The following is a 14579-nucleotide window of genomic DNA, read 5'->3' on the forward strand; positions in this document are numbered from 1 at the left end:
TCCTTCGAATCGGACGAAGCTTGCCTGTCAGGAATCAACCCGGTCTAGAATGTCAGGACTCAGCCCGGTTCATACCGCATGCACTTCTCGTGCGGTTGCCCCTCACCCCACCCCTCTCCCCGTGAAGAACGGGGAGAGGGAGCAGACTGTCGTCTGCGACTAAATCCGCGAACAACTTCGAACGCTAATGCGACAAAATCTTCGACAGGAACTGCTGGGCGCGCTCGCTGCGGGGCTGGCCGAAGAAGTCTTCCTTCTTGGCGTCCTCGACGATCTCGCCGCGGTCCATGAAGATGACGCGGTGGGCGACCTTCTTGGCAAAACCCATCTCGTGGGTGACGACCATCATGGTCATGCCCTCGCGGGCGAGATCGACCATGACGTCGAGCACCTCGCTGATCATTTCGGGATCGAGCGCCGAGGTCGGCTCGTCGAACAGCATCGCGATCGGGTCCATCGCGAGCGCGCGCGCGATGGCGACGCGCTGCTGCTGGCCGCCGGAGAGCTGCGCGGGAAATTTCTGCGCGTGCTCCTTGAGGCCGACGCGCTCCAGCAGCTTCATGCCCTTGGTCTCGGCCTCGGCGTGGCCGCGGCCCAGCACCTTCTGCTGGGCGAGGCAGAGATTGTCGATGATCTTCAGATGCGGAAACAGCTCGAAGTGCTGGAACACCATGCCGACGCGCGAGCGCAGCTTCGGCAGGTTGGTTTTCGAGTCATTGACCTTGAGGCCGTCGATCGTGATCGTGCCGTCCTGGAACGGCTCCAGCGCGTTGACGCATTTGATCAGCGTCGACTTGCCGGAGCCGGAGGGTCCGCAGACCACCACGACCTCGCCCTTGGCGACGGAGGTCGTGCAGTCCTTCAGCACCTGGAAGGTCGGGCTGTACCATTTGTTGACGTGGCTGATTTCGATCATGGGAGCCGACTACCTGATGATGGCGATGCGCGACTGCAGGCGGCGGACGCCGTAGGACGCGATGCAGGAGATGGTGAAGTAGACCAGAGCTGCGAACAGGTACATCTCGACCAGGCGGCCGTCGCGCTGCGCGACCTTCGACGCGGCGCCGAGGAAGTCCGGGATCGAGAGCACGTAGACCAGCGAGGTGTCCTGGAACAGCACGATGGTCTGGGTCAGCAGCACCGGCAGCATGTTGCGGAACGCCTGTGGCAGCACGACGTAGCGCATGGTCTGCGCGTAGGTCAGGCCCAGTGCCGAAGCCGCGGCCGGCTGTCCCCGCGAGATCGACTGGATGCCGGCGCGCATGATCTCGGAGAAGTACGCCGCCTCGAACATGATGAAGGTGATCAGCGAGGAGGCGAAGGCGCCGACCTTGATCGGCCGGGACGAGCCGGTGATCCACTGCCCGATATAGGGGACCAGGAAGTAGAACCAGAAGATCACGAGCACCAGCGGCAGCGATCGCATGAAGTCGACATAGAGCCCGGCGATCCAGCCCATCACGCGATAGCCGGACAGCCGCATCAGCGCGATCAGGGTGCCGAAGATGAGACCACCGGTCGCCGACAGCACGGTCAGCGTCAAGGTGAATGTCATGCCGTCGATGAACAGATAGCTCAGCGAGCGGCGGATGACGTCGAAATCGAAATTGGCCAGCATCTCATTTGCCCGTGATGTAGCCAGGGATCGCCACCGCGCGCTCCAGGAGGCGCATGCCGATCACGACGATGATGTTGATGACGAGATACATCAGGGTCGCGGCGCTGAACGCCTCGAACACCTGGAACGAGAATTCCTGCATCGCGCGGGCCGCGCCGGTCAGCTCGATCAGGCCGATGGTGATCGCGACCGCGCTGTTCTTGACGGTGTTGAGAAACTCCGACGTCAGCGGCGGCAGGATGATGCGGAAGGCCATCGGCAGCAGCACGTAGCGGTAGACCTGCAAGGTGGTGAGGCCGAGCGCGGTCGCCGCCATCTTCTGGCCGCGCGGCAGCGAGCCGATGCCGGCCGCGAGCTGCACGGCGACGCGCGCCGACATGAACAGGCCGATGCCGACGGCGGCCGTGTAGAACGGCGCATTCGGCATCTGCTTCAGCCACAGCCCCGCGGCGCGCGGCAGCAGCTCCGGCAGCACGAAGAACCACAGGAACAGCTGCACCAGCAGCGGCATGTTGCGGAAGAATTCGACGTAGAGAAAACCGATCCAGGTCGCGAGCTTGGACGGCAGCGAGCGCAGGATGCCGACGATCGTGCCGAAGATCAGCGCGATCACCCAGGCCGACAGCGAGGTCACGATCGTGACCTTCAGCCCCGCCAGCAGCATGTCGAAATAGGTGCCGGCCCCGGTCGGGTTCGGCTCCAGGAAGATGTGCCAGTTCCAGGTGTAGTTCACGGGGGTGTCCTGAGGGATTAGCTCACAGTCGGATCACGGGACGTCGCCACAAGCGACGCTGCGCTCCCTCCCCCCTTGCGGGGGAGGGTTGGGGTGGGGGTCCACACGGGCAGTCTCTGCTGGGACCCCCACCCCCGACCCCTCCCCGCAAGGGGGAGGGGAGCGCACCGCCATCGCGGCGAGAGCTGCGACTTCAGCTTACGGCTTGTACGACTCGGGATCCGGCGAATCCGACGGCTTCGCGAATTCGGCCTTCAGCTCGGCGGAGATCGGGGTGTTCAGGTTGAGGCCCTTCGGCGGGATCTTCTGCATGAACCACTTGTCGTACAGCTTGGCGCCCTCGCCGCTGGTGTAGATCTTGGCGGTGGCGGCATCGACGACCTTCTTGAACTGCGGATCGTCCTTGCGCAGCATGATGCCGTACGGCTCGGGCTTGGAGAACGCGTCGCTGGAGACGACGTAGGCGGCCGGATCCTTGGAGCCGGCGACGAGGCTGGCGAGCAGGATGTCGTCCATCACGAACGCCACCGCGCGATCGGTCTCGACCATCAGGAAAGCCTCGGCGTGATCCTTGGCCGGGATGATGTTGATGCCGAGGTTGCGCGCGGCATTGGCTTCGGTGAGCTGCTTGATGTTGGTGGTGCCGGCGGTCGACACGACCGTCTTGCCCTTCAGATCATCGATCTTGGTGATGTTGCTCGCCTTCTTCGTGACGTAGCGGCTCGCCGTCAGGAAGTGGGTGTTGGTGAAGGAGATCTGCTTCTGGCGCTCGGCATTGTTGGTGGTCGAGCCGCATTCCAGATCGATGGTGCCGTTGGCGAGCAGCGGGATGCGGGTCGACGACGTCACCGGGTTGAGCTTGACCTCGAGCTTGTCGAGCTTGAGCTCCTTCTTCACGGCATCGACGATGCCCATGCAGATGTCGATGGCGAAGCCGATCGGCTTCTGGCTGTCGTCGAGATAGGAGAACGGAATCGAGGAATCGCGAACGCCGAGGGTGATGGCGCCGGTCTCCTTGATGTTCTTCAGGGTCCCCGTCAGGTCCTCGGCCTGCGCCTGGCCGGCGCAGAGCGCGGCGGCAAAGGCCAGACCAAATAGGCGAAGCTGCTTCATCTGTATCTCCTCAATCCGGCTGAGTGCCGGATGCTTGCATAAACCTGAGCCAACTCAAAATCGTCCCGCCCGGCCTCGGATGATCTCCGGCCGGACGAGCGCGGGCACCATAGACCGCCCCGCGGCGGCAAGTTCTCGGACGCTTGCGACAAATTGCCTGTCCAGCGCCCCGTTCGACAAGAGATTCGGCCTGAGAGTGCAGCGCCGAACGCCGGGATGGTAAACTACGAGGGCCGCGGCGGTCGGGCGACGCGACGAAAGTCTGAAGCGGCACCGGTATGTGCTCATCAACTCTCGCTCTGGTTCCCGCTCGTGCGAGCGACCCTGCTCGTTTGGAATCGGCGCTCCCTCCACGCTCGCAGTGTGCTCCCTCTCCCCGTCCTTCACGAGGAGAGGGCTGGGGTGAGGGGCAACCACACCCACCGACCGTGCGGAAAGCCCCCCTCACCCGGATTGCATCTTCGATGCAATCCGACCTCTCCCCGCAAGCGGGGCGAGGTTGAGACCGTCGCTGCCCCGAGACGCGCGGCCCATCCAAGCTCCCAACTCACAGCGGCTTCCGCAACTCACCCAGATCCCAGAACAGCCCGGCCATCAGACCCAGCGCCTCCTCCGTGACGTCCACAAGAATGTGCTCATCCGGCGCGTGCTGCGAGCAGCCGGGATAGGAGTGCGGGACCCACATGGTCGGCATCTTCAGCACGTCGGCAAACACGTCATTCGGCAGCGAGCCGCCGAAGTTCGGCAGCACGGCGGGCGCCTTGCCGGTGCTCATCTTGATCGAGTCCGCCGCCCATGTGATCCAGGGGCTGTCGATGTCGGCCCGCGAAGCCGCGAAGCCTTGCGTCATGCTGACCTCGATCATCGGGAAGCCGTGCGCGACGAGATGGGCCTTCACATCCTCAACGATGGTGTCGACCTTGGTGCCGACCACGAAGCGCAGCTGCAGCACGGCGCGGGCGCGGCCGGGAATCGCGTTCGCCGGCTTGTCAATATTGCCCGAGGAGATCGCCAGCACTTCGAGCGTGTTCCAGGCATAGAGCCGCTCCGCCGGAGTGAGTCCGTCCTCGCCCCAATTGTCCGACAGCGCCGGCTCGTCGGCGGTCGGCTCGACCTTCACGTCGGCCAGGATGGCACGGATCGCGTTGGTGAGGCGCGGCGGCTTCAGCGAGTCCAGCTTGATGCGGCCTTGACCATCCACCAAGGTGGCGATGGCGTTGGCGAGGATGGTGGCTGGATTGGCGAGCACGCCGCCCCAATTGCCGGAGTGATTGCCGCCCTCGCGCAGATTGACGTCGAGATGCAGCCGGATGCCGCCGCGGCAGCCAAGAAAGATGGTGGGCCGCGCGGTCGACAGCCGCGGGCCGTCGGAGCCGATGAAGACGTCGGCTTTCAAGGTGTCGCGTTTGAGGTCGGCCACCTTGGCAAGATCCGGCGAGCCGATCTCCTCGCCCATCTCGATGATGAACTTGGCGTTGAAGCCGAGCTTGCCGCCGCGGGCGTCGCGCACCGCGCGCAGCGCCGCCATGTTGATGCTGTGCTGGCCCTTGTTGTCGGCGGTGCCGCGGCCATAGAGCCGGTTGCCGTCGGGAGTGACCACCCAGGGATCGCGGCCATCGCGCCATTCGCCGGTCATGCCGTCGACCGTGTCGCCGTGGCCGTAGCTCAGCACCGTCGGGGCGCTGTCGCTCTCATGATAGGTCGCGATCAGGAACGGCGCACGGCCGCTCGGCGACGGCACGAGTTCGGAGGAAAAGCCGAGTTCGGCGAAGGATGGCGTCAGCTCCTTGGTCAGATAGGCAGCGAGTTCGTCCTTGCGCTCGGGATTGAGGCTCTCGGTGCGATAGGCGACCCGCCGGCCTAGCTCGGCCAGGAAGTCTCCGCCGGTCAGGCTCTGACGGGCACGGGCGATTGCATCAATCCTGGTCATGGCGCTTTTCCAGTCACAACGAAGGCGGCGTCATATCGGGATCGCGGCAGAAGCGGAAGGGGCTGGGTTTGAATTCAGTGGAGCATCGGCCTTGTCCCGGATTTCGGAACCACCCGCCTCGCGCCTAAGGGGTATGAACGACGGGCACGCGCGCCCTCGTTCTCGCGATGCAATGGCGCATCCGAGCTTGGAGCTGTGAACACCCTCGAAAGACGGAGGGCGCGGGGAATGCCGGGTGCTGGCCGCAACCCATGGCCCGCCTGCAGAAAGAGTAGCAGGCGGCAGTCACCACAGGTTCAGCCAGTCATCCGGCATTCCCCGCGCGACGGTTTTCACGCGTATAGCGCGCTCTCCCCGGTGTCCGGCTTGATAGCCACCGTCGTCGGCGGGATCATCGCCCGCGACTTGGCACCAGCGTCGGGGTGCCAGGACCACACGCCTTTGCGTCCGCCAGATGCCGTTCGTCCGCGCGGGCTTCCCCACGCTGCGGCATGCCGACAGCCGTCGCACCCCACCTCGCGTGTCGTGACGATCGCGATGCGCCCCTCCGTATCGAGGCGGGATTTCGGAAATAAAGCACATCTTCGGATATTCGTAAAGCGAATTCTTTGAGGCTGCTTGTGAGGGTCGTCATTCCGGGGCATCCAAGTGCGGGGACGGCAAAGCCGTCCCCGCACTTGGATGAGCCCGGAATCCATAACCACAGGCGGCTATGAGAAGGCGAGGTGGTCATGTCCATCCCGCTTCCAAACGTCCGCCTGTGAGTATGGATTCCGGGCTCACGCAGATCTCGGACAGCTGCGCTGTCCGAGATCCGCGTGCCCCGGAATGACGAGAGCGGGGATGAGGCAGCGTCGCTTCAATTCACGGCGTTGCTCACCATGACCTCGATCAGCTTCGCTCCCGGCCGCCGGAAGGCCTCCGACAACACGGGCTTCAGCTCGCGCGGATCGCTAACGCGCAGCGCCTCGCAGCCGAGCGACCGTGCCAGCCCGGCGAAATCCACCGGCGGATCGGCGAAATCCATGCCGATGTAGTTGTCGTCGCCGTGGAACGACAGCAGGCGCTGCTTGATGATGCGGTAGCCGCCATTGTTGACGATCACGACCGACAGCGGCAGCTTGTGGTGGGCGGCGGTCCACAGCGCCTGGATCGAATACATCGCGCTGCCGTCGCCGGAGTAGCAGACCACGGGACGATCGGGATTGGCGAGGCTGACGCCGACCGACGCCGGCAGGCCCCAGCCGATGCCGCCGGAGGCGAGGCCGTGATAATTGTAGCGGTCGCGATACGGCCAGAGCGCGGTCATGTAGCGCGCCGAGGTCAGGCCCTCGTCGACGAGGATGCCGTGCTCCGGCATCGCCTCGGCCACCTGCAGCGCCAGATAATCGGGATCGATCGGCATCCGCTCGCATGCCGTCTCAATCTGCGCGGTCAGCGTGCGGCGCCGCGCGATCCAGTTCTTCGAGGCCAGCTCCGCAATGCGCGCCTGAGACGTCGCTTGCAAGGCCGAGCCGCCAAGCTCGCGCAGCAGTGGCGTGAGTTGCAGGAGAGTCTCGCGGACGTCGGCCTTGAGCGCGATCTCCGCGCCGAAGTTCTTGCCCAGCTCCCAATCGACCAGGCCGATCTGCACGATCGGCAATCCCTCCGGCAGCGGCTCGATCTCGCTGTGCACGGACATCCGCAAGGGGTCGGCGCCGAGCACGATCAGGAGATCATGCGGCGCAAGCAGATCGCGCACCTGCTTCTGGGCGCGCGACAGCGAGCCGATGTAGCAGGGATGCTCGGAGAGGAAATGCGAGCCATAGGGCGCGGACTGCTGATGCACGGGCGCGCCCAGCGCAGAGGCGAAATCGGCAGCGGCCTGCAGCGCATCGCTCTTGACGATCTCGTCACCGGTGATGATCACCGGCCGCTGCGCCTTGAGGATGCGCTGCGCCAGCGCTCGCAGCGCGTCGGCTGACGGCTGCACGCGCGCATCGACCCGGGTCGAGCGGCCGAGCTCGATGCCGGCTTCGGCGTTGAGGATGTCGCCGGGCAGCGAGATGAAGACCGGGCCCGTGGGCGGGGTGGTCGCAACCTTCGCCGCGCGACGCACGATGCGCGGCAGGTCCTCCAGCCGCGTCACTTCCACCGCCCATTTCACCAGCGGCTCGGCCATGCGCACCAGCGGGCCATAGAGCAGCGGCTCCATCAGGCCGTGACCCTGCTCCTGCTGGCCGGCGGTCAGGATCATCGGCGTGCCCGTGAACTGCGCGTTGTAGAGCGATCCCATCGCATTGCCGAGGCCGGGCGCGACATGGACGTTGCAGGCGACAAGCCGTCCCGAGGCGCGGCTGAAGCCGTCGGCGATCGCCACCACCAGGCTCTCCTGCATCGCCATGACGTAGGTGAGATCGGGATGATCCTTCAGCGCGTGCATGACCGGCAGCTCGGTGGTGCCGGGATTGCCGAACAGATGCGTGATGCCCTCGTCCTTGAGCAGCGCGAGAAAGGCCGAGCGTCCGGTGGTGCGGTTTTTCATACGATTCCCTCCGAGCAACACAGCCTCAGTCTGAGTGCAAGCTCTTTCCCCGTCATTGCGAGCGGAGCGAAGCAATCCAGGGGCGGCGCGCGCGACTCTGGATTGCTTCGTCGCTTCGCTCCTCGCAATGACGGTGGAGAGAGCGCCGGCGCTACGCGTTCACCGTCGCGTCATACGCCGGATAATCCGTGTAGCCCTTCTCCTCACCGCCGTAGAAGGTCGGCCGGTTGTACGGCGTCAGCGGCCAGCCGTGCTGCAGGCGGGCCGGCAGGTCCGGATTACTGATAAAGTAGCGGCCGAAGGCGATGGCATCGGCCTGGCCGCCGGCCACGGCGGCCTCCGCCGGCTGGCCGGTGAAGCCGCCGGCGCCGATCAGCACGCCCTTCCAGACCGGACGGAACAGGGCAATCGCCGACGGCACGTTCTGCCAATTGACGTCGGCGCGGCCGGCGCCGGAGGAGCGCGGCTCGATCAGGTGCAGATAGGCGATGCCGAGCTTGTTGAGCGCCTCGATCGCATGCGTGTACAGCGGCATCGGCTCGGCCTCGCCGGAGCCGTTGGCGATGCCATAGGGCGACAGCCGCACGCCGACCTTGTCGGCGCCGCAGGCCGCGATCACGGCTTCGGTGACCTCGAGCAGGAAGCGGCAGCGGTTCTCGATGGAGCCGCCATAGCGGTCGGTGCGCTGGTTGCTGCGGGTCTGCAGGAACTGCTCGATCAGGTAGCCGTTCGCGCCGTGCACCTCGACGCCGTCGAATCCGGCCGCCATCGCGTTGCGCGCGGCCTGGCCATAGGCGGCGACGAGCGCGGGGATCTCATCGGTTTCCAGCGCGCGCGGCGTCTCATAGGCGGCGCCCTTCCCTTCCGCCGTCATCGCCTTGAGATCATCGCCGATCGCGATCGCTGACGGCGCCACCGGCAGCGCGCCGCCCGGCTGGAACGAGGAATGCGACACGCGGCCGACATGCCAGAGCTGCAGGAAGATGACTCCGCCCTTGGCATGGACGGCGTCGACGACCTGCTTCCAGCCGGCGATCTGGGCTTCGCTGTAGATACCGGGCACGTTCGGGCTGCCGGTGCCGGTCGGCAGCACCGGCGAGGCCTCGGCGATGAGCAGGCCGCCCGGAGTCGCGCGCTGCGCATAATATTCGACGTTCAGCCGACGCGGCGCGAGCGTCTCCCTGGCGGCGCGCATGCGCGTGAGCGGCGCCATCACGACGCGATGCTTGAGATGATACGGACCGATGGTCAGCGGCGAAAACAGCGCAGGCAGCATTTCTCCCCCAGGATTGTCATTAGGATTGTCGGTTGGGATCATCTTGTTCGCAAAACATGACGGTGGCAATGTTGGTGCGACCTCCGCACGAGCAGACCCTCCATGCTGAAAGCGGAATGCCGAAAGCGGGCGCCCTGCAACTGTAGGCCGTCGCTCGCGTTGCAGCCGCGAAGACCTGTCATGCCGCGAACCGAATGATCTTGCGGCCGCGTCCGGACGTCATAGACAGATGTTTTCTCGTCCAGCCGGAGAAATACGCCGTGCCCCACCCTGCTCTGTCAGCCGATCACACCGCCGTCGTCACCGGAGGCGCCTCCGGCATCGGCCTCGCCGCCGCCATCCGCTTCGCCGAGCGCGGCCTGAACGTCTGCATCGCCGATGTCGACGAGGCCCGGCTGAACGCGGCGGCCGCCAAGGTCGGCGCCGCCGCGTCGCGCGGCAAGGCCGCGGTGATGACCGCCAAGACAGATGTGAGCAGCCGCGACAGCGTGGCCGCGCTGGAGGCGGCGGTGCGCGCGCGCTTCGGCCGCGTCGACGTGCTGATGAACAATGCCGGCATCCAGCCGGGCAGCAAGATGTTCGGGCCGGAGGACAATTGGCAGCGCATTCTCGGCGTCAATTTGTGGGGCATCATCCACGGCTCGCAAATATTCGCGCCCAACATGATCGCGCAAGGGCGGCCGGCGCTGATCATCAACACCGGCTCCAAGCAGGGCATCACCACGCCGCCCGGCGATCCCGCCTACAACGTCTCCAAGGCCGGCGTGAAGGCGTTCACCGAGGCGCTGCAGCACGAATTGCGCAACACGCCGAATTGCCAGGTGACGGCGCATCTGTTCATTCCCGGCTTCGTGTTCACGCCGCTCACCGCCAATGGCCGCGTCGAGAAGCCCGCCGGCGCATGGACGCCGGAGCAGACCGTCGATTTCATGCTGGAGCGCGTCTCCGCCGGCGACTTCTACGTGCTGTGTCCCGACAATGACGTGCCGCGTTTGCTCGACGAGCGGCGCATCCTGTGGGCGGCCGGCGACATCGTCGAGAACCGGCCGCCGCTGTCGCGCTGGCATGCGGACTATACCGACGCCTTTGCGACATTCGTGAAGACATCGCCATGATCCGGTCACGCCGCGGCAGCGGCGCGTCGTCACCACACGGCGACGTGCCGGTTCCCGGCGCGTCGGATCGTCGCAATCGGCTTCCCGCAACGGCATCATCGCGCGAATCACGGCGTCGAATGTGTCTGCAACTCGCTGAATCGCGGCGGGCATCGCGCCCGACCGCTCGTCCACAAGGCAGCGAGACATTCGCCGTCAAGCGATGAGACGCCGCAGCTGCCGCGGTCGCACGGCACGACAATCTGACGCAGACGCATTCCACAATCCCTGCGCGAAGCCGCCACGAAGCAGGCGTCAGATCGGCGCCATCACCGCACCCGCGTCAGCCGCAACAAATCGCGCGCCGGCGAACGCGTTGGGGGGTGCGCAGCATTGGGGAGACCATCGGACATGACGCGCCATCACCGTCACCATCACGACAGTCACCACGATCATCATCATCACAACCATCACCACCACCATCACAATCATCATTGCCAGCCGGCGCCGCCGCCGTGCCCCACGCCTCCCACTCCGACTCCGCCGACACCGACTCCGCCCACACCCACGCCGCCGACGCCGGCACTCGGCTTTGCCGATCTCGGCATCGTCTTCAACGACGCGACGCGCTTTCTGGAAGGCGGGCTGTGGCGCAACGTCGTCGAGGAAGGCGGCCAGGGGCTGGGCAGCGTCTACAACTACACCGGCGACCTCACCGTGATTCAGGACGGGCTGAAGGCGATGGTCGCGGCCGGCCAGTTCAACGGCCAGGCGCTCGCCAGCGTCAACAAGATCCTCGCCGACATCACGATCGCGCAGGATGCCGCGATGGCCTCGGTGACCGGCGGCGGCGCGTTCGGCAGCATCGCCGCCGCGGAGACCGCGCTGCGCAACGCGCATCTCGACATTCTCAACGTCGTCAACAACGATCCGACGCTCGCCGGCAAGACCACCAATGCCGACGGCGCCACCGGCTTCCTGCAGGTGCCGCAGCTTCTGCCGGACGGCGTCACGGCTGCGACCGCGCCGAAGGGCACGCTGGCCGAGCTCGGGCTGATCTTCAACGATGCCGCCAACCGGCTGCTCGGCGGGGTCAACGACAGCAATGTCGAACTCATCCAGAACGATGTCGACGCGCTGATCGCCGGCCTCAACGCGCTGGTCGCGGCCAACCCGCTGCAGTTCGGCGGACTCACCGGCGTCCACGCGCTCGCGATCATCGATCAGCTCGCGCTGGTCAACACCCATATCAACGGCGCGGCGGGCAATGTCGACATCGGCCGGGCGCTGAACGACGACTTCCTCGACATCATCGACATCGTCGCCGGCGACACCAACCTCGCCAACATGGCGCAGCAGAACGGCCTCAACGGCTGGACCCAGTTCGGCGACTTCCTCAATCCGACGCCGGCCTATCAGGACAACCAGGCACAGACCGACTTCTGGGCCATGTTCATCGCGCAGTCGAACGCGCTCGGCAAGGCGGCGATCGCGGCGGTCAATGCAGGGGACGCCGCGGCGATGGCGAAGGTCACCGCCGACCTGATGACGTTCAAGAAGGACGTCACCGATTTCGACGCGGCGCAGGGCGGCATCTTCCAGGCCCGCTTCGACAACGAGCTGCTCGGCGACCAGAGCACGCTCGGCGCGGAGATCGCCAAGATTCTCGAAGGCTTCCAGACCGGCAACAAGGCGCTGGTGGCGGCCGCCGCCGACCAGATGCACCAGAACGCGGCCGACGTCGGCGGCAACAACATCCCGGTCAATGGCGGCGCCTATGACGTCAACGGCACCACCGTCGCGCAGGTGCTGGCGACGACCGGCGGCGGCAACGCCAGCGCGGCCGCCGTGCTCGCGGAGATCATGGCCCAGCCGGCCGCGAACGTGATCATGCTGCCGACGGCCGCGTCCTCACACGGCGCCGCGACGACCGTCCCGGAGGCGCCCGTCATCGACCTGCCCCAGGTGGACATGTCGCAGCATCAGCACGCCCATCATCACATGTGGGCGTAGCCGCCTCGGGCGCCTGCACCAGCAGGCGCCTGACCAGTGCGAGCGCGGTTTCGGTGGCCGGATCGGCCGCGATCACGGAGACGGCGAGCACGATGAGATCGACCGGCTGATGCGACAGCACGATCACATGCGTCGCATGCCGCGCCGTCATCAGCGCCACCATGCGCTCGACCGAAGGGTCGCTCGCTGCCAGGCCCCATGGCGCGTCGGCCCGGCGCAGCACGCGGCGGGAGGCGAGAAAGTCGCGCAGCAGCGGCGGATCATAGGCGGCAATCTCCGCCTCGCGATAGCGTCGCGCGCTCTCGAAGATCGGCTGGCGGGTGAGCTCGGCGATCAGCTCATCGCGCGTCGCCGCGGTCGCCGCGCTGATCGAATCGAGCACGCCGGGCTGCCGCGCCTCGAGCATCGCGCGCAACGCATCCCCCAGCAGTCCGATCGTCAGCACGCCGGCGACAGAGACCGCGCAGAAACGTGTCAATTGCGCCGCATCGACGTCAGGTGACAACGTTGCCGCGGCGGCGCCGAGCACGGCCGCGCCCGAGAGTCGCAGCAAGGTCAGCCACAGGCCCTGGCGCTGCGCCTCGGCGCTGGCGCCGGCGATCAGGATCGCGGTCACCGCGAGCAGCGCGCCGAGCGCGCCGAGCCGGACCGGCATGTCAGGCGCCAGCACGCGGAAATCGGTGACGATGAAGGGAATGACGATCAGCGCGCCGGAGGCGACGCGATCGATGGCGCGGTTCTCCCAGGCAAGCAGGCTGCCGCGGTCGCGGCGGAGCAGCAGCCAGGCGCAGATCGCAAAGCCCGCGAGCTGAAACGCCGACAGCACCGCCGTATGGTGGTTCTCGAACGCGACCGGACCGAGCGCACCGGCCAGCGCGAGCACGACGCCGCCGAGCAGCGCCGCCATCTTCAGTCCGCGATGCGCATGCCGGCGCAGCAGGCCCTCGGTGACGACGAGCGCGCCGAGCGGGATCAGCGCCGCCGGGATCAGCGAGATGCGGTCGAGCGCGGCGTTGTCGGTCCACCAGGCGAGGCCGCGCAGCAGGAACAGCGTGGCGACCAGCGCCAGCAAGGCGACCAGCCGCGCGGTCAGCGGCCCCCGGGGATCGCGCCGGTGCAGCATCGCGGCGGCGACGGCAAGGCCGATTGCGCCGCAGAGATTGACGACGGAGTCGGCGACGACGCCCGGCATCATTGCGCGGCCTCGCTCGACGGAACGCGCGGGCGCAAGGTGCCGAACGGCCTTGTGTCATCGAGCCAATGCAGCAGCGGCAGGATCATCCGCTGCAGCGCCAGCACGGCCGAGGTTGCCAGCAGCGCCGGCAGCGAGCCCGAGGGAATTGCGCGCAGCAGATAGCGGCGGGCGGCGGCGAGATCGATGCGGCCGAGCTGCAGCAGGTCATCGCCCCTGGCGTAGTCCAGCTCGCGCGCGCAGAAGCCGTTGTAGACGTCGTCGCGATGCTTCGGCGCCTCGTCATAGGTCTTCTTCAGCGCATCCGAGCCGCCGGTATAGGCATCGGTAATGACGAAGCGGGTCTCGTCGAAACCGGCCTCGCGGCCGACGCCGAACACCGCGCGATGCGCAGCCATGATGCCGCGCGCGAGTTCGAGATGCGCAAAGCTCGCGCGCGCCTGCGGCTGCGGCGAGGGATAGACGTCGGAGAAGGTCTCGCACACCATGCCGGCCACCGCCGGCACCTGCGTGACGTTGGAGATCCATTTCGGCCGCAGGCCGTCGCGTATGAACAGCAGCAGCGTGGTCAGGCCGTACAGCACGCCGGACAGTCCCTTGCCGCGCGCGTCGGGATCGACCATCACGAGCCCGAGATGGATGACCTCCTGCGTCTCGCCGGCGCGCGCGACCTGCATCACCGCGAGCGCGTTGAAGGCGATGGGCCGGCCGGTCGAGGCGTCGGAGACGAGCGTGATGATGGCGCGCGCGAGCGCCTCGCGCTGGCCGGAGAAAATGCCGTAGGTGAGATCGCCCGCGGGCAGGGTCTTGCCGGCGATGGCGCGGAGATCGGCGACGAGGGCGGCGAGCGCCGCATCGTCCAAGGTCGTGCCCGGACTCTCGACGATCCGCGTGCGCAACTCCGCGTGGGTGCGCAGCGACAGGTCCATCGCCTCCTGACCCAGCGCGGTGATCCAGAAGCCGATATTGTCACGAATGCGCCTTGCGCCTGCGACGATGTTCATTCCCCCTCATCCGCCTGGCGTCAACGCAAATGGCTCGCCGGAGCCTTGCCTGCCCTTCGCGTCATATGCGCCGTGGGCGTTA

At 66.6% G+C, this 14579-nt stretch carries 11 protein-coding genes; 2 read left to right on the forward strand and 9 right to left on the reverse strand.

All coding sequences use genetic code 11. The annotated features are described in order from the left end of the window. Positions 1-184: 184 nt before the first annotated feature. From ACQR1Y_RS20660 to ACQR1Y_RS20690, 7 genes are all read right to left on the reverse strand, one after another. Positions 185-916: an amino acid ABC transporter ATP-binding protein gene (locus ACQR1Y_RS20660; protein WP_434879323.1), complete on the reverse strand. Its 732-nt coding sequence runs from the start codon at positions 914-916 to the stop codon at positions 185-187. A 9-nt stretch (positions 917-925) separates the two neighbouring features. Next, the gene (locus ACQR1Y_RS20665; protein WP_434879324.1) at positions 926-1618 is read right to left on the reverse strand and encodes an amino acid ABC transporter permease; all 693 of its coding nucleotides are present in this window, start codon (positions 1616-1618) and stop codon (positions 926-928) included. Position 1619: 1 nt separating this feature from the next. Further along, positions 1620-2351: an amino acid ABC transporter permease gene (locus tag ACQR1Y_RS20670; RefSeq protein WP_006612549.1), complete on the reverse strand. Its 732-nt coding sequence runs from the start codon at positions 2349-2351 to the stop codon at positions 1620-1622. Between the two features lie 198 nt (positions 2352-2549). Continuing rightward, complete coding sequence (locus ACQR1Y_RS20675) at positions 2550-3464, reverse strand: amino acid ABC transporter substrate-binding protein (RefSeq protein WP_434879325.1); 915 nt, start codon at positions 3462-3464, stop codon at positions 2550-2552. A gap of 547 nt (positions 3465-4011) precedes the next feature. Further along, positions 4012-5394: a M20 family metallopeptidase gene (locus ACQR1Y_RS20680; protein WP_434879326.1), complete on the reverse strand. Its 1383-nt coding sequence runs from the start codon at positions 5392-5394 to the stop codon at positions 4012-4014. 859 nt (positions 5395-6253) lie between these two features. After that, positions 6254-7918: a thiamine pyrophosphate-binding protein gene (locus ACQR1Y_RS20685; protein ID WP_434879327.1), complete on the reverse strand. Its 1665-nt coding sequence runs from the start codon at positions 7916-7918 to the stop codon at positions 6254-6256. A gap of 151 nt (positions 7919-8069) precedes the next feature. Beyond that, positions 8070-9194: an alkene reductase gene (locus tag ACQR1Y_RS20690; protein WP_434879328.1), complete on the reverse strand. Its 1125-nt coding sequence runs from the start codon at positions 9192-9194 to the stop codon at positions 8070-8072. Between the two features lie 260 nt (positions 9195-9454). Between ACQR1Y_RS20690 and ACQR1Y_RS20695 the strand changes: the two genes are divergently transcribed. Both ACQR1Y_RS20695 and ACQR1Y_RS20700 read left to right on the forward strand, forming a co-directional pair. Further along, entirely contained in the window at positions 9455-10309 is an 855-nt protein-coding gene (locus ACQR1Y_RS20695; protein WP_434879329.1) for an SDR family NAD(P)-dependent oxidoreductase, read from the forward strand. Positions 10310-10699: 390 nt separating this feature from the next. Then, on the forward strand, positions 10700-12301 hold the full coding sequence (locus ACQR1Y_RS20700) for a hypothetical protein (protein WP_434879330.1): 1602 nt from the start codon (positions 10700-10702) through the stop codon (positions 12299-12301). Here ACQR1Y_RS20700 and ACQR1Y_RS20705 read toward each other — a convergent pair. Together ACQR1Y_RS20705 and ACQR1Y_RS20710 are read right to left on the reverse strand one after the other, a co-directional pair. Further along, a complete protein-coding gene (locus ACQR1Y_RS20705) occupies positions 12237-13493 on the reverse strand; it encodes a hypothetical protein (RefSeq protein ID WP_434879410.1) in 1257 nt (418 codons plus the stop codon). The genes ACQR1Y_RS20700 and ACQR1Y_RS20705 overlap by 65 nt on opposite strands. Beyond that, positions 13493-14497, reverse strand: coding sequence for a hypothetical protein (locus tag ACQR1Y_RS20710; RefSeq protein ID WP_434879331.1), 1005 nt, complete (start codon positions 14495-14497; stop codon positions 13493-13495). The genes ACQR1Y_RS20705 and ACQR1Y_RS20710 overlap by 1 nt, the downstream gene beginning before the upstream one ends. Between the last annotated feature and the right edge of the window lie 82 nt (positions 14498-14579).

The organism is Bradyrhizobium sp. HKCCYLRH3099, assembly GCF_051167855.1.
In the GTDB taxonomy this organism is placed as follows: domain Bacteria; phylum Pseudomonadota; class Alphaproteobacteria; order Rhizobiales; family Xanthobacteraceae; genus Bradyrhizobium.

Coding starts and splice junctions, on each gene's coding strand:
- ACQR1Y_RS20660 (WP_434879323.1), bottom strand. CDS start 916: ATGATCGAAATCAGCCACGTCAACAAATGGTACAGCCCGACCTTCCAG.
- ACQR1Y_RS20665 (WP_434879324.1), bottom strand. CDS start 1,618: ATGCTGGCCAATTTCGATTTCGACGTCATCCGCCGCTCGCTGAGCTAT.
- ACQR1Y_RS20675 (WP_434879325.1), bottom strand. CDS start 3,464: ATGAAGCAGCTTCGCCTATTTGGTCTGGCCTTTGCCGCCGCGCTCTGC.
- ACQR1Y_RS20680 (WP_434879326.1), bottom strand. CDS start 5,394: ATGACCAGGATTGATGCAATCGCCCGTGCCCGTCAGAGCCTGACCGGC.
- ACQR1Y_RS20685 (WP_434879327.1), bottom strand. CDS start 7,918: ATGAAAAACCGCACCACCGGACGCTCGGCCTTTCTCGCGCTGCTCAAG.
- ACQR1Y_RS20690 (WP_434879328.1), bottom strand. CDS start 9,194: ATGCTGCCTGCGCTGTTTTCGCCGCTGACCATCGGTCCGTATCATCTC.
- ACQR1Y_RS20700 (WP_434879330.1), top strand. CDS start 10,700: ATGACGCGCCATCACCGTCACCATCACGACAGTCACCACGATCATCAT.
- ACQR1Y_RS20705 (WP_434879410.1), bottom strand. CDS start 13,493: ATGCCGGGCGTCGTCGCCGACTCCGTCGTCAATCTCTGCGGCGCAATC.
- ACQR1Y_RS20710 (WP_434879331.1), bottom strand. CDS start 14,497: ATGAACATCGTCGCAGGCGCAAGGCGCATTCGTGACAATATCGGCTTC.